9 protein-coding genes and 2 pseudogenes are annotated in these 15,177 nt (G+C 71.6%); 4 read left to right on the top strand and 7 right to left on the bottom strand.

What is annotated here, in order from left to right:
- The first annotated feature begins 7 nt into the window (after positions 1 to 7).
- Positions 8 to 3,169, top strand: coding sequence for an efflux RND transporter permease subunit (locus IFU19_RS15670; RefSeq protein WP_191916161.1), 3,162 nt, complete (start codon positions 8 to 10; stop codon positions 3,167 to 3,169).
- A 439-nt stretch (positions 3,170 to 3,608) separates the two neighbouring features.
- On the opposite strand, the pseudogene IFU19_RS17105 reads toward IFU19_RS15670, so the two are convergent.
- From IFU19_RS17105 to IFU19_RS15680, 3 genes and pseudogenes are all read right to left on the bottom strand, one after another.
- Positions 3,609 to 4,235, bottom strand: a pseudogene (locus IFU19_RS17105) (DUF998 domain-containing protein); the annotation flags it as partial.
- Between the two features lie 238 nt (positions 4,236 to 4,473).
- The gene (locus IFU19_RS15675; RefSeq protein WP_191916160.1) at positions 4,474 to 5,379 is read right to left on the bottom strand and encodes an aldose 1-epimerase family protein; all 906 of its coding nucleotides are present in this window, start codon (positions 5,377 to 5,379) and stop codon (positions 4,474 to 4,476) included.
- Positions 5,376 to 6,002, bottom strand: coding sequence for an antibiotic biosynthesis monooxygenase (locus IFU19_RS15680; protein WP_191916159.1), 627 nt, complete (start codon positions 6,000 to 6,002; stop codon positions 5,376 to 5,378). Before IFU19_RS15680 ends, IFU19_RS15675 begins: the two co-directional genes overlap by 4 nt.
- Positions 6,003 to 6,393: 391 nt before the next feature.
- Here IFU19_RS15680 and IFU19_RS15685 point away from each other — a divergent pair.
- On the top strand, positions 6,394 to 8,768 hold a 2,375-nt coding region (locus tag IFU19_RS15685; protein ID WP_192212167.1), incomplete at its 3' end, for a DEAD/DEAH box helicase.
- A gap of 1 nt (position 8,769) precedes the next feature.
- On the opposite strand, the pseudogene IFU19_RS15690 reads toward IFU19_RS15685, so the two are convergent.
- A pseudogene (locus IFU19_RS15690) lies at positions 8,770 to 9,853 on the bottom strand (Rv2578c family radical SAM protein); the annotation flags it as partial.
- Positions 9,854 to 9,978: 125 nt separating this feature from the next.
- Here IFU19_RS15690 and IFU19_RS15695 point away from each other — a divergent pair.
- On the top strand, positions 9,979 to 10,674 hold the full coding sequence (locus IFU19_RS15695; RefSeq protein WP_191916158.1) for a hypothetical protein: 696 nt from the start codon (positions 9,979 to 9,981) through the stop codon (positions 10,672 to 10,674).
- A gap of 106 nt (positions 10,675 to 10,780) precedes the next feature.
- Positions 10,781 to 11,923, top strand: a complete 1,143-nt coding sequence (locus tag IFU19_RS15700; protein WP_191916157.1) for a M15 family metallopeptidase — start codon at positions 10,781 to 10,783, stop codon at positions 11,921 to 11,923.
- A gap of 128 nt (positions 11,924 to 12,051) precedes the next feature.
- Here the strand turns inward: IFU19_RS15700 and IFU19_RS15705 are convergent, their stop codons facing one another.
- From IFU19_RS15705 to IFU19_RS15715, 3 genes are read right to left on the bottom strand one after another with little or no spacing between them, the layout of a single operon-like run.
- A complete protein-coding gene (locus tag IFU19_RS15705) occupies positions 12,052 to 12,612 on the bottom strand; it encodes an ECF transporter S component (RefSeq protein ID WP_055831885.1) in 561 nt (186 codons plus the stop codon).
- 17 nt (positions 12,613 to 12,629) lie between these two features.
- A complete protein-coding gene (locus tag IFU19_RS15710) occupies positions 12,630 to 13,451 on the bottom strand; it encodes an energy-coupling factor transporter transmembrane component T family protein (protein ID WP_191916156.1) in 822 nt (273 codons plus the stop codon).
- Complete coding sequence (locus IFU19_RS15715; RefSeq protein WP_191916229.1) at positions 13,448 to 15,130, bottom strand: ABC transporter ATP-binding protein; 1,683 nt, start codon at positions 15,128 to 15,130, stop codon at positions 13,448 to 13,450. The genes IFU19_RS15710 and IFU19_RS15715 overlap by 4 nt, the downstream gene beginning before the upstream one ends.
- Positions 15,131 to 15,177: the final 47 nt, after the last annotated feature.

Consider the following 15,177-nt stretch of genomic DNA (forward strand, 5'->3'; position numbering starts at 1 on the left):
GTGCTTCGTGTCGTATCTGGCCGTTCTGAGCCTGAAGAACCGCGCCCTCATCGCCCTGGTCACCATCGTGGCGGCGATTTTCGGCGGGCTCGCGCTGACGAGTCTCAAGCAGGAGCTCATCCCCTCGATCGAGTTCCCCCAGCTCGCGGTCGTGACGACCTATCCCGGTGCCTCGCCCGAGGTCGTCGAGGCCGATGTGTCGACGCCCATCGAGAACGCGATCCGAGGGGTCGAGGGGCTCGAGTCGACCACCGCCACGAGCACGACGAACTCGTCGATCGTGTCGGCGTCGTTCACCTACGGCACCGACCTCGCCGCCGCCCAGCAGAAGATCCTCGCGGCGATCGCGCGCATCAACGACCAGCTGCCCGAGTCGGCCGACACCACCGTCGCCTCGGCGAGCATCGACGACTTCCCCGTCATCCAGCTGGCGGTCACCGGCTTCACCGATGCCCAGGCCACCCAGGCCACGCTCGAGACGAGCGTCGTGCCCGACCTCGAAGACGTCGACGGCGTCAACGGGGCGCAGATCGTCGGCGGCATCGGGCAGCGCGTGACCATCACCCCGGATTCCACCCGGCTCGGCGAGCGGGGATTCAGCCAGCAGTCGATCACCGACGCCCTCGACGCCAACGGCGTGCTGTTCCCCGGTGGTTCGCTCACGCAGAACGACCAGACCCTGACGGTGCAGACCGGCACCAAGCTCACCAGCGTCGACGAGATCACCGCCCTCCCCCTCGTTCCGAGCGACGCGTCGCAGTTCCAGGCGGGTCGCACGACCATCGGCGACGTGGCGACGGTCGCCCTGCAGACCGACCCGGTCACGACGCTCTCGCGCGTCGACGGGCAGCCAGCGCTCACCATCGCCGTCACCAAGCTCCCCGCCGCCAACACCGTCGATGTCTCGCGCGGAGTGCTCGCGGCCCTACCCGCCCTCGAGAGCTCGCTCGGTGAGGGCGCGACGTTCACCGTCGTCTTCGACCAGGCGCCGTTCGTGCAGCAGTCCATCGAGGCGCTCGCGCAGGAGGGCCTTCTGGGCCTCGTCTTCGCCGTCGTGGTGATCCTGGTGTTCCTCATGTCGGTGCGCTCGACGCTCGTGACGGCGATCTCGATCCCCACGAGCGTGCTCATCACCTTCGTCGGTCTGCAGGCCTTCGGGTACTCCCTGAACATCCTGACCCTCGGCGCCCTCACCATCGCCATCGGCCGCGTCGTCGACGACTCCATCGTCGTGATCGAGAACATCAAACGGCACTACGTCGGAGACGCCGACAAGATCCCCACGATCATCCGCGCGGTGCGCGAGGTGGCGGCCGCGATCACGGCATCCACGATCACCTCCGTCGCGGTGTTCCTGCCCATCGCGTTCGTCGGTGACGTCACCGGTGAGCTGTTCCGCCCGTTCGCGCTGACCGTGACGATCGCGATGGCCGCGTCGCTGCTGGTGTCGCTGACGATCGTGCCCGTGCTGGCGTCGTGGTTCCTGCGGCCCGGCAAGGTGGTCCGCGACGCCGAGGGCAACGCGATCGACCCCGAAGCTCCGGATGCCCCGCCTTCGCGCCTGCAGAAGGCGTACGTGCCGGTGCTGAGCTGGACGCTGAAGCACTCGGGAGTGACTCTTCTGCTGGCCGTGCTCGTGCTCGGCGGCACCCTCGCCACCGTGCCCCTGTTGAAGACCGACTTCCTTGGCGACTCGGGCCAGAACACCTTCACCGTCACCCAGAAGATCGGCTCCGCCCCCAGCCTGGATGCCGAGGACGCGGCCGCGCAGAAGGTCGAGGCCGTGCTGCTCGACACCGACGGGGTCGAGACCGTGCAGACCTCGATCGGCTCGAGCGGATCGGCGCTGCGCGACGCCTTCTCGGGCGGCGGGTCGGGGATCACGTACTCGATCACCTCGCAGTCGGGCGTCGATCAGGTCGACCTGCGCGAACGCGTGCGCACCGAGCTCGAAGCCCTCACCGACGCCGGTGAGATTGAGGTCGCGGCCTCGGGCGGGGGCTTCGGTTCCACCGCCATCACCGTCGACGTCACCTCGGCCGACTCGTCATCGCTCCAGCAGGCCAGCGATGCGGTTGTGAACGGTCTGCAGGGACGCGACGGCATCGGGCAGGTCACCAGCAGCCTGTCGGCGTCGCTCCCGTTCGTCTCGGTGCGCGTGAACCGCGACGCGGCGGCCGAGCGCGGCCTGTCGGAGCGCGCCGTGGGCGCCCTCGTGTCGAACACGCAGCAGCCCCGTCAGGCCGGCACCGTCGAGCTCGACGGTCGGGGGGTGACGGTGTACCTCGCCGCCGCCAACCCGCCCGCCACGATCGACGACCTGCGCGCGCTCGAGATCCCCACGGCGAGCGGCCCGGTGCGCCTCGACGAGATCGCGACCGTCGAAGAGAGCCAGACTCCGCCGTCGATCACGACGTCGCGGGGGCTCCGCACCGCCACCATCACCGTCACCCCCACCACCGACGACCTCGGCAGCTCATCGGCCAGCGTCACCTCGGCCCTCGCCGACGTGCAGCTGCCCGAGGGGTCCACCGCCGAGGTGGGCGGTGCCGTGACCGACCAGCAGGACGCCTTCACCCAGCTCGGCCTCGCCCTGCTCGCGGCGATCCTGATCGTCTACGTCGTGATGGTCGCGACCTTCAAGTCGCTGCGTCAGCCGCTCGAGCTTCTCGTGTCGGTGCCGTTCGCGGCGACCGGCGCCATCCTCATGCTGCTCATCACCGGGGTGCCCCTGGGTGTGGCCGGAATGATCGGTGCGCTCATGCTCGTCGGGATCGTCGTCACCAACGCCATCGTGCTCATCGACCTGGTCAACCAGTACCGGGCGCGGGGACTCAGCGTGCGCGACGCGACCATCGTCGGCGGGGCGAGGCGTCTACGCCCCATCCTCATGACCGCGCTCGCCGCGATCTTCGCGCTCGTGCCGATGGCCCTGGGCATCACGGGCCACGGCGGATTCATCTCGCAGCCGTTGGCGGTCGTGGTGATCGGTGGCCTGGTGTCGTCGACGTTCCTGACGCTGCTCGTGCTGCCGACCCTCTACAACCTCATCGAGGGAGCAAGCGAGCGGCGCCGGGAGCGACGGGCGGCCCAAGCAGAAGAGTCCGACGAGACGCCGACCGACGACGCTCACCCGCTGAGCCGCCGAGAGCTGCGCGGGAGCCGCTGACCCGGCCCGTTACCGCACGCCGGCGTGGCACCGGGCCCGCGCACGTTGCTGCCGACGCGGCGCGGTCGCTCGACGCGGGCGCGGGCGGGGCGGTGAGCGTGGGCATCATCGGGACCTGAACCACGGATGCCGTGGCGTGCGAGGTCCCGCGGGCTTCGGGGTGGAAAGCCCCGAGGCCTCCCGCCGGGGCGAGAGCACGTGTGACGAGCGGCACCGCCGGTGTCGTGCTCGACGCGCGGCCGACCGCGGTGACCGACACCGCTCCCAGGGCCCCGGGGCGCGGTGCGCGGGCGCTCGATGAGACGGAGCCCGCGCGGCGCACGATCGACGACCGGTGCGCGCGGCGGCGGGGGGCGAGGTGCGCGACATGGGGGGTCCCGGCATCCGGCGCTCGAACGGCCGTCGCCTGGGCCGAGGCGAGGATGTGCGTGAACATGCCCGCCCACGCGAACATCGCGGCGCACGCGATGGTCTCGAACAGGGCGAGGTTGATCGTCGCCGACACGAACAGCGCGATCGAGATGACCAACCACACCAGGGCGACGCCCGTGCTGATGGCCATGCGCTTGCCGAGGCGGTGGAACAGGACGGGCGAGGTGAGCAGCAGCGCCAGGAAGCCGAGCACCATCGAACCCGCGACCCGGTCGTGCAGGTCTTTGTCGGTGTTGAGAGGAATGCAGCCGACGAGGGCGAGATTCACGCCGATGACATTGAGGCAGAGGAAGGCGATGGTCGCGGCTCCCCGGCGCACCGGTCCGCGACCGAGGCGGCGGACATCGCGGCGCACGCGGAAGGCGAAATACACGACGATCATTCCGCTGACCTTGAGCGTGTTGTTGAAGAATGCGGCCGAAAGGTCGTGGAACGTCCCCAACTGGCTGAAGTGCAGCTGCCACCACAGCGGGTCGCTCGTCGTCGCGATCGACAGCAGCAGGCCGCCCACCAGGACGATCAACGCCGCAGCGCCGACGTGCATCGTGGGCACGGCGTCGAGGCGTCGGACGATTCCGCGCAGGCGCGGGATCGAGGGCGAGGAAGGGACGGCGGATCGGAGCGCGGTGCTCATGGCGGGGGATCTTTCCTCAGGACGGAACGAGCGTCCCCCCACACCGCGGGACCCTCGGCCCCCGTCGGCTCATTCGGGTATCAACCGAGGGAACCGTGGTCCTCGGCCGCCCCCGGCCTTGACGGAAACCGTCACTCGAATGGTAACGTTCGCGGCGCGTTATTGGGAAAGGGGTTGCCTGAGGATATCCCTGATCATCTGCACATTCCGTGTCCCCCAAATGGGGGACAAGGAATGCTCACGAGTGAAAGATGATGCCCCATTCCCGGGTGAGCGAAGCCCCCGGATCGAGGGTGTCGAGGTCGAGTCCCGAGGCGAAGGCGTTCGCCGGGGCGGTCATCGGCTCGATCGCCACGGCGAGGGGCTGGCCGGGGTACCGATCGGTCGTGAACACCTGCGCCCAACGGAATCCGTCGTCCTGCCAGAGTTCCACGGCGCGTCCGTCGGGCGCGGTCAGGGTGTGCCGCGCGCGGCCCTCGGCGTCGCGCTCGAGACCGCGGTAGCCGTTGTCGAGCGAGGCGTCGCCCAGGCGTCGGCCCGCTCGCAGGTCGTTCGTCTCGTCTACCGACACCTCGTCGACCGGGATCTTGCGGTCGTCGAGCACGAGCGTGGTCGTGCCGGTGGACTGTACGACGAGATCGGCGGTGTCGACCCCGCCGATCTGCAGGTACGGGTGCACGCCGAGCGCGACCGGGGCGACCGTCGCTCCGACGTTCTCGATGACGTGCGTGACGTGCAGGCCATCGGGCTGCAGCGCGAACGTCACCCGGGTGCGCAGGTGGAACGGGTATCCGGTCTGCGGAACGACGTCGGCGCCGAGCACGAGGCGGTCGGTCGTGTGCTCGATGGGCTGGTACGTGCCGAAGCGCAACAACCCGTGGCTGGCGTTGCCGAGGGCGGGCTCACTGATGGCGAGCTGCCGCTCGACCCCGTCGAAGGTGTACCTGCCGTCGCGGATGCGGTTCGGCCAGGGGACCAGCACGACGCCGGATGCCGCGGGCGTGGGTGCGTCGTCGGCGTAACGCGGAACCAGGTCGACGCCGTCGACCGTGAGCGCCCGCAGCGCCGCGCCCACCTGGGCGATCTCGGCGGACGCGTGGTCGGTGCGCAGGGGGAAGCGGTGTCCGGTGGGGTCGGCGGTCATGACGAGGCCTTTCTCGGGCGGGGCGGGCGCTGCAGCCAGGGGCGCAGCAGGCGGGTGACCCACGGGAGCACCGCGTAGGTCATGACGGGCGTGAGCAGGACGGTGGTCGCGAGCACGCGCAGCACCAGGGGAACCTCGGTGAAACCGGGCACGAAGCCCAGCAGCCAAGAGGCCAGCAGGTTGGTGGGGAAGAACCCGACCCAGATCGTCACCGCCTGCTTCCACCGCGGGGGAGCGGACGGGACCGGCTGCTGCACCGGTTGGGTCCCGGCATCCGTCGTCGCCTCCATGATCGAGCCGAACGGGGCGTCGAACCACCCCTCGATCCCGGTGCGTCGCTCCACGCGCTCCTCGCGGGCGAACGGGCGCCCCGAATCGAGCCACCATTGACGCTGCGTCGAGGTGTCCCACTGCTCGAGCGTCGTGATGTCGCGGAACCGGTAGAGCATGTACCAGAGGTCGCTGTCTTCGCCCGCGCGCACCCAGCCCGAGCCGAGGAAGCCGGGGAACGCGGTCGCGAGGTCGGTGCCGGCCTGCATCCAGGAGGTCGCTTCGGCGGTGCGCGTCGGGTCGATGCGCCGCTCGATCGCCACCGTGATGGGGTGGGCGTCGGTGTCTGCCATGGGTCCATCTTCGTCCACGCCGGGCGTTCACCGACGTCGGGGGAGGCATGTCCCACTTCGTGCGGTTCTGAGGCGTCGAACCCGCACGAATGGGGACATGAGCGCGGGGTGGGGGAGGGGGTGTCCCACTTGGTGCGATCGACGGGCCGCGAACCTGCACGGATGGGGACATGGATGCCATTCCCAGCCGCGACCGGTAACGTCGGGGAGTCGGCTCTGGACACCGCGCGTGATGCGCGGATGGGTTTGTAGTCCAAGGGGCCGATGGAGAGCACGCGATCGCGTCCTCCCATCACTAGTGAATGGCCCCCGGCCGACGGATGTCCGGGTTTCGCACCGCTGCGCGCGGTGCCGCTGTCTCGCGCGAAACAGAACCCAGAAGGACATCGTCATGCCCAAGAACAAGAAGCCCGCCGGCGGCCGCCCCGCCAAGAACTTCGAGCCGCGCTACGGTGCGCAGACCTCGTTCCAGGACCGCAAGCGCCGCCCCGAGGGCGCCGCGTCCGCGAAGCCCGGCAGCAAGAGCCCGAGCCACCGCGGTTACCGTCCCGAGGCCGAGGCCGCCCCCGACAAGCGTCGCTGGAGCGCACAGGACCGCGTCGGTCGCGACGAGTCGCGCGGCATCCGCAGCTCCGCCCGCGATGACCGCTCCGGCCGCACCGACCGCCCCGCGCGCTCGTTCGACGACCGCCCGGCGCGCTCGTTCGACGATCGCCCCGCGCGTTCGTTCGACGATCGTCCCCGCCGCGATTTCGGTGACCGCCCGGCCCGTTCGTTCGACGACCGCTCCGGTCGCCCCGCTCGCGATGACCGCGCCCCCCGCGTGGATCGCGTCGACCGCGACAGCCGCCGCGCCACCGGCGACGGTCGCCCGTCGTTCCGTGATGAGCGTCCGCGTCGTGACTTCGGCGATCGTCCGGCCCGTTCGTTCGACGAGCGTCCGCGTCGTGACTTCGGTGACCGTCCGGCCCGCGACGACCGCCCTGCCCGTTCGTTCGACGACCGCCCGCGTCGTGACTTCGGCGATCGTCCGGCCCGTTCCTTCGACGAGCGTCCCCGCCGCGATTTCTCGGACCGTCCCGCCCGCGACGAGCGCCCCCGCCGCGATGCCGGCGAGCGTCCCGCCCGGTCGTTCGACCGCCGCGACGAGCGTCCGGCCCGTTCGTCGGACGACCGCCCCGCTCGTTCGTTCGATCGCAGCGACCGTCCCGCTCGTTCGTTCGACCGCACGGATCGTCCGGCGCGTTCGTTCGACCGCACTGATCGTCCCGCGCGTTCGTTCGATCGCAGCGATCGTCCGGCCCGTTCGTTCGACCGTAACGACCGCCCCGCGCGCTCGTTCGACCGCAACAACCGCCCCGCCCGTTCGACCGACGACCGTCCTGCCCGGTCGTTCGACCGGAACGAGCGTCCGGCTCGTTCGTTCGACGAGCGCCCGGCCCGTTCGTTCGGTGACCGCCCCGCCCGTGACGAGCGTCCGCGCCGCACCGACGGCCCGAACCGCGCGGACTGGAACGCCACCCCGAAGCGCTCGGCCGAGCACGAGCAGCGCGTCGACGTCGTGCACGAGCGCCTGCAGGCGCAGGCCGTGGACGTCGCGACCGAGACCGGTGTCGGCTTCGCCGAGCTCGGTTTCGGCGACAACATCGTCCGTGCCCTCGCCAGCCTCGGCGCGGCCACGCCGTTCCCCATCCAGGCGGCGACGGTGAAGCCCATCCTCGACGGTCGTGACGTGCTCGCGCGCGGTCGCACCGGCTCGGGCAAGACCATCGCGTTCGGTGCCCCCATGGTCGAGAGCGTCCTGCGTTCGCAGGCGGGCGAGAAGCGTCAGTTCGCTCGCGCGCCCAAGGCCCTCATCCTCGCCCCCACGCGCGAGCTCGCCCTGCAGATCGACCGCACGGTGCAGGTCATCGCCCGCAGCGTCGGCCTGTTCACCACGCAGATCTACGGCGGCGTGCCCCAGGCCCGCCAGGTGGGTGCGCTGAAGAAGGGCGTCGACATCATCATCGGCACCCCCGGCCGCATCGAAGACCTGCTCAACCAGGGCAAGCTCGACCTGTCGCAGGTGCAGGTGGCCGTGCTGGACGAGGGCGACCACATGTGCGAGCTCGGTTTCCTCGAGCCGGTGCAGCGCATCCTGCGCGCCACCGCGAAGGGCAGCCAGAAGCTGCTGTTCTCGGCCACGCTCGACCGTGAGGTCGCCGCCCTCGTCGACGAGTTCCTCGTCGACCCGGCCGTGTACGAGGTCGCCGGTGAGGACCAGGACTCGGGCACCATCGAGCACCGCGTGCTCGTGATCGACCACCGCGACAAGGCCGAGATCCTCGGTTCACTCGTCGACCGCCCGGGCAAGACCCTCGTCTTCGCGCGTACCCGCGCATACGCCGAGACGCTCGCCGCGCAGTTCGACGACGCCGGTATCGCCGCGGTCGCGCTGCACGGCGATCTCAACCAGCAAAAGCGCACGCGCAACCTCGAGAAGCTCACCTCGGGTCGCGTCAACGTGCTCGTCGCCACCGACGTCGCCGCCCGCGGCATCCACGTCGACGACATCGACCTGGTGATCCAGGCCGACGCCCCCGACGAGTACAAGACGTACCTGCACCGTTCGGGCCGCACCGGCCGCGCCGGTCGCAGCGGCACCGTGGTGACGCTCATCACGCGGCAGCGTCAGCGCCGCATGACCGAGCTGCTCGACCGCGCCGAGATCCAGGCGCCGTTCGAGCCGGCGCAGCTCGGCGACGACCTGATCGAAGAGATCTCGGGNTGGCCGGGGCGACGCGGGGGCGAATGGATGCCGAGGGCCCGGTGCCGCGGACCGGACCGAGGCTGCTCGTCGGCGTCGCGCGGGCGGCGAGGCCCGGCTGCGGTCGCCCGCGAGGGTGGTCGTCTTCGTCCCACCCGTCGAGCCGGTGCAGGCGCAGCAGGGGACGCATGCGCGCGCCGAGCCAGGTGCGGTAGGCCTTGGGTGCTTGAGCGGAGACGCCCGGGTAGAGACCTCGGTACGACGACACCAGGTGCGGTTGCTCGCGCCCCAGCCATTCGAGGAACCACTGCTTCGCGCCCGGACGCAGGTGCAGCGCGCCGTAGACGACGCGAGCCGCGCCGGCGGCGCGGATGCGCGCGAGGGCGTCGTCGAGCACGGCGAGCGAGTCGGTCAGGTGCGGCAGGATCGGCATGAGGAAGACCGTGACGCGGAAGCCGGCGGCGGTGGCGGCGCGGACCGTGTCGAGGCGGGCGTCGGCGCTGGGGGTGCCCGGCTCGATCGCGTTCTGCAGGGCGTCGTCGAAGACGGCGATCGACATCGCCAACGAGACCTTCACCTGCGTGGCGGCGTCGGCGAGCAGGGGGAGGTCGCGGCGCAGGAGCGTGCCCTTGGTGAGGATCGAGAAGGGCGTGCCGTTGTCGGTGAGCGCGCCGACGATGTCGGGCATGAGGCGGTATCGCCCCTCGGCGCGCTGGTACGGGTCGGTGTTCGTGCCGAGCATGACGGGCTCGCGCGCCCACGATCCCCGACGCACCTCCGTGCGCAGCACGTCGGCGACGTTGACCTTCACGACGATCTGGGAGTCGAAGTCGGCGCCGTAGTCGAGGTCGAGGTACTCGTGCGTCTTGCGGGCGAAGCAGTACGAGCACGCGTGCGTGCAGCCCCGGTACGGGTTCACGGTCCAGTCGAACGGCATGGCCGACATGCCGGGCACGCGATTCAGGGCGCTCTTGCACTGCACCTCGTGGAACGTCATTCCGGCGAACTCCGGAGTCGTCACCGAGCGGACGAGACCGTCGATGCGCTCCATGCCCGGGAGCGCCGACGGGTCGTCCACGCCCAGCTGCTGCCCCTGCCATCTCATCGCCATAGTCGAACACATGTTCGATTTTCTCGCAACCGCCACGCCGCGCACCTCGCCTGCACGAACGAGTGTCGTCGCGGTACGGTGATCGCGACGCCGACCACCGGCGAGACACGGAGGCGCCCATGGAGTCGGTCTCGCGAGTACGCGGTCAGCACCTGCTCCATGCGTCGATCGGTCGCTTGGAGCCCTGGCATCCGGCGTTGGTCGTGCGTCGTCCGGCGCTGTCGGGATGCTCGTGGTTGGCACTCATGGCGGCGCTGCTGCTGGTGTGCGACCTCGTGGACGCCCCGGAGTGGGTCGCGCTCGTCGTGTCGCTCAGCGCGGCAGCGCCCAGCCTCGGCGCGACCCTCATCGTGCTCTCGCAGACGCCGCGCACCCACCTCGATCACGAGGAGTCGATCCTCGGACACTTCTTCGCGCGCTTCTTCGCCGTGCTCGGGGCTCTGGTGCTGTGGGTCGGGTCGGTGGTGCTCGGCGCCGCGGTCGCCGTGCAGCTCGCCGAAGACACCGGCAGCAACCCCGATCAGGCGTGGTTCGAGGCGTTCGAGATCATCGGCGGGGTAGTGCCGCTGATCATCGCGATGCTCTGGGCGGTGCTCGTGCTGCGCTGCGTGGGATACATCGCGCGGCTGCGGGGGTGGGCCGCCGTCCCCGACCGGCACCGCATCCCCGATCACTTCTTCGCCGAGCACCCTCGCACACGTCGCGTCCTGATCGGGTTCGCCCACCCGCTGCTGCTGCTGCTGGTCGCGGGTGCGGTGAGCATCGTGCTGGGCTTCCTGGCGGCCGGTGAGCTGAGCCTCGTGACTGATATCTGACTGCTCGCCGTTCCCGTCGGCCCGAGTCTGCCCGACCGCACATTCACCGCGCGAACGCGCGGCCGACTCGACCCGTGCCCCCGTCCAGGGGAGAATGGGTCGAGTCATGTCGCACGATCCCGAGATCTCGCCCCGCCGCGCCGCGCGCGCGGAGGCCGAACGACTCGCGACGGCGGCCCTCACGCTCGCGCCCGCCGCGGCAGAGCCCGTGCCCCCGATCCCCGCCGCCGAGCGGCCCGCCACCGACACGGCGGCCCTCGCCACCCGCCGCCGGCTGCGCGAGGCCGCGACCGCTGCGCCGACGACGGCCTCGATCCCGGTCCTCCGCCGCCGTCGCCTTGTCGCCGTGGGCGGGGCCGTCATCGTGGTGGCCGCCCTCGCCATCGCGATCGGTGCGGCGACCTCGGGATCCCCCGGTGGCGTCGCGGCCGACACCGACGCTCCGCCCGTCGCCGCCGTCGTCGCGGGGCCCCCCACCGTGCCCGACGAGGGTCTGCCGGTCGTGCAGCAGGCCGCCGTCGCCGCCACCTCGACGCCCTGCGACGACGCGGCGTTCACCTCGGCCCTGGCCGCGGGTGACGACGCCGGCGCGATCGCGGCCGCCGGGGGCGGGAGCGCCTTCCGCGCAGCGGTGGCATCCGGGATCGCGCCCTGCGTGTCGTTGTCGGACCCGAACCGCGAGTGGATGGTGGTCAACAAGCAGCGCGCGTACGACCCCGTCGACTACCGCCCGGGCGACCTCGTGATGCCCGACAGTGTGCGCGCGCTCGAGGAGTCGGCGCTGCGCGCGCCCGCGGCGGGGGCGCTGACTCAGCTCGTGCGTGCGGCCTCCGACGCCGGTGCCGGCGAGATCGGCTACCTGAGTGCCTTCCGCTCGTACAGCACGCAGCAGTCGACGTACGCCGGCCGCGTGGCCGTGGGCGGGGTCGAAGCCGCCGACCGCGAGAGCGCCCGCGCCGGGTACAGCGAGCACCAGTCGGGCCTGGCCGTCGACATCGTGCCGTGCAACGGCTCGTGCGCGACGCTCGACGACGTCGCCGCCTCGCCCCAGGGTGCGTGGGTGCGCGATCACGCGTGGGAGTACGGCTTCATCACCCGGTACGTCGAGGGCAGCGAGGGCATCAGCGGGTACGAGCCCGAGGCGTGGCACCTGCGTTACATCGGCCCCGAGCTGGCCCGCGCGTACCACGAGGGCGGTTACGCCACCCTCGAGGAGTTCTTCGGCCTTCCCGGGGCGCCCTCGTACTGAACGTCGAGGCGTCGGAGGGGGCCTCCGGCTCCTCGAGTCCGACGGCGGGCGAGGCCGAGGTCCGGCCGTGCGCGAGGTCGTGCCGCGACGCCGCGCGCCGGCCGGATCGTCCTCCGGCGGGGTCGTCCTCAGGTGGCGCTCGTCCGCGGGCGGCGGCGAGCGAGGCGTGCGACTCCCGCGCGGCGCAGAGCATCGGCGACGGCGATGCCGATCGCCATCCCGGCAGCGGATGCCACGAGCGTGAGCAGGTAGAAGAGCACGACGGTGAGGGGCGCGAACGTGTCGAGTCCGAAAGACGCCCAGGCGAGGGTCGGGTAGACGGCTGCCACCACGACGGCTCCGGCGAAGAACTGCCACCGGTGGAAGAACCGGTACAGCACGACGAGGAACGGCAGCTCGACGAAGAAGGCCCACCAGAGGTTGGTCGCGACGCTGCCCCACCCGTACCCGGAGAGCGGCGCGGCCACGAGGCCCGAGATGAGCCCGACCAGCAGCGCGGAACCGGGGCGTTCGAGTAGGCGCATCGCGACGGCCGCGGGCACCAGCCACAGCCCGGCGAGTGCCACCGCCGCGAACGGCGCGGCGGCGAACAGCACCGTCGACACCCAGTTGGCGGCGGTCAGCATGATGCCGCCGGCGACGCCGATGGCGGCGCAGGTGAGCAGGAAGACGGTCGAGATGCGCGACATGGATGCTCCGGATCGGATCAGACGGACAGGCGGGGAACGACGAAGAGGGCGGCCGAGATCGCCCAGAACGCCAGGGTGAAGACGGTGTCGCGCCGGCGCCAGGGCACGCGGTGGCGCTCGGTGCGGTCGGGGTGGGCGCCGAACGCCCGCGCATCCATCGCGAGGGCGACACGTTCGGCGTGGCGGATGGCCCCGGCCAAGAGGGGAACGACGTACCCGATCCCGCGCGCGGGTGCCGAGAGCACGCCGCCCCGCGTTCCCCGCACGCGATGCGCCTGGCGGATCACGTCGAGCTCGTGGCCGAAGCGCGGGACGAAGCGGATCGCCGCGAGAGCCGCGTAGCCGATGCGGTAGGGCACGCGCAGGTTCTGCACCAGCGCCCGCACCAGGTCGGGGCCCGAGGTGGTCAGTCCGCCGACGAAGGCGAGCGTCATGATCGCGGCCAGCCGCAGCGCGGTCGACAGACCCGTGGACACCGCCCCGTCGGTGAGGGTCCACTCGCCCACGCGGATCAGCGCGGTGGTGGCCTCCACGCGGGCCGGGTCGACCCAGAGCGAGAAGCCCAGGCCGATCACCACGATCGAGAGGGGCACCACTCCGGCGAGGAGGGCGACGAGACGCCGGGTGAGACGCGTTCCGGTCAGGAGCAGGACGTAGGCGAGGCAGAGGAACGCGATCGGAGTGCTCAGGTCACGCACGAAGACGAGCGCGATCATGGCGGGGGCCGGGCCCGTGATCTTGGCGAGTGGATTGAGACCCCCGAGCCACCGCGTGTCGCGCCGGCCGCGGGTGACGGCGGGCGTGTCGGCGCGTGTCGATGCCGCGGCGGGGGCGGTCATGCGGCCCCGCCCGGCAGGTCGCGCAGTCGCATCAGCGCCGCGAGCTCCGGATGCCGCTGCAGACCGGCGAAGGCGCGCCGCAGCGCGGGCGTGCTGAGGCCCGCGCGTCCGACGACGTCCTCGTCGTCGAAGACATCGCCGACCGGTCCGTCGGCGGCGATCCGGCCGTCGTCGACGACGATCACGCGGTCGGCGTGCTCGGCGACCACCTGCATGTCGTGGGTCACGACGATGATGGTCGTGCCGTCGTCGCGCAGGTCGTCGAGCAGGCGCAGCAGTTCCTCGGCGCGGGCGCGGTCCTGGCCGAACGTCGGTTCGTCGAGCACGAGCAGCCGGGCGCCGCCGACGAGCGCGGTTCCCACCGACAGCCGCCGCTTCTGACCGCCCGACAGCAGGAAGGGGTGCACCGTGGCCTTGTCGGCGAGGCCGAACCGCTGCAACAGCGCCTCGGTGCGCGCGCGGACCTCGTCGTCGGAGAGCCGCTGTCGGCGCAGGCCGTGGGCGATCTCGTCGAACACGGTCGTCGCGATGAACTGGTGCTCGGGGTTCTGGAACACGAAACCCACGTGACGCGAAAGCGTGCGCGGATCGGTGCGGCGAACGTCGAGCCCCGCGATCCGCACGGTTCCGCGCGGTGGGCGCAGCACCCCGGCCAGGGCCTGCACGAGGGTCGTCTTCCCCGCGCCGTTGGCGCCGACGACGGCGACGAACTCGCCCGCGCCGACGGACAGGTCGACGCCGTGGAGCACGCGCGTGCGTCCGCGCGAGATGGTCAGCCCCTGTACCTGCACGAGGGGGTCGCCGATGCCTCGTCGCGGGCGTGGGGGAGCGGGTGCCGTCGCGGGCGGGGCGATCGTCTCGAGCGTCCGTCGCAACTCGCGAGGGGTCAGTGGCAAGGGGGCGATGTCGTATCCCGCCCGTCGCAGGCGCAGGGCCGCGAGGGTGGCCGTGGGCAGCCACACCCCGAGCGCGTGCAACTGCTCCGCGCGGTCGCGCAGCACGTCGTCGACGCCGCCGTCGGCAACCACCCGGCCCGTGGCATCCAGGGCGACGACGCGGTCGACCAGACCCATCGCGGCATCGAGGTTGTGCTCGACGAGCACGATCGCCCGGTCACCCTCGGCGACGACGTCGCGCAGCGCCGCGTACACGTCGTCGACGCCGCGAGGGTCGAGGTTGGCGGTGGGCTCGTCGAGCACGAGCAGGGGCGAGCCCATCGCCAGCGCGCAGGCGATGGCCAGACGCTGACGTCCGCCGCCGGAGAGCACGTCGGGGGCGTCGTGGCGACGCTCCCACAGGCCCACGCGGCGCAGGGCCTCTTCGGTGCGGGCGAGCACGACCTCGACGGGGAGCCGCAGGTTCTCGGGTCCGAACGCCACCTCGTCGAGAACGGTGCCCGTCACGAGCTGTGCATCGGGGTCTTGGAAGACCATGGCCACGGTGGTCGCGAGCTCGGCGACGGGCGTGGTCGTGGCATCCTTCCCCCCGACGCTCACCGTGCCCTCCACCGTGGCGGGAACGGCGTGCGGGATGAGGCCGTTCATGGCGAGCGCCGCCGTGGACTTCCCCGATCCGCTCGGACCGAGCAGCAGCACCACGTCTCCGGGGTGCACGTCCAGACGAAGCGCGGAGGGGGTGGGCGTCGCGGCGTCGAGGTGGGTGATGGCCACGTCGCGCATGCGCAGCAGAGCCCCGGTGTCGGCGCGGGTGGGCGCGGTATCGGGGT

The sequence above is a fragment of the Microbacterium sp. CFBP 8794 genome (genome assembly GCF_014841235.1).
Classification (GTDB): domain Bacteria; phylum Actinomycetota; class Actinomycetes; order Actinomycetales; family Microbacteriaceae; genus Microbacterium.

Coding starts and splice junctions, on each gene's coding strand:
- IFU19_RS15705 (WP_055831885.1), bottom strand. CDS start 12,612: ATGTCGCGCATCTCGACCGTCTTCCTGCTCACCTGCGCCGCCATCGGC.
- IFU19_RS15715 (WP_191916229.1), bottom strand. CDS start 15,130: ATGCGCGACGTGGCCATCACCCACCTCGACGCCGCGACGCCCACCCCC.
- IFU19_RS15695 (WP_191916158.1), top strand. CDS start 9,979: ATGGAGTCGGTCTCGCGAGTACGCGGTCAGCACCTGCTCCATGCGTCG.
- IFU19_RS15680 (WP_191916159.1), bottom strand. CDS start 6,002: ATGGCAGACACCGACGCCCACCCCATCACGGTGGCGATCGAGCGGCGC.
- IFU19_RS15675 (WP_191916160.1), bottom strand. CDS start 5,379: ATGACCGCCGACCCCACCGGACACCGCTTCCCCCTGCGCACCGACCAC.
- IFU19_RS15710 (WP_191916156.1), bottom strand. CDS start 13,451: ATGACCGCCCCCGCCGCGGCATCGACACGCGCCGACACGCCCGCCGTC.
- IFU19_RS15700 (WP_191916157.1), top strand. CDS start 10,781: ATGTCGCACGATCCCGAGATCTCGCCCCGCCGCGCCGCGCGCGCGGAG.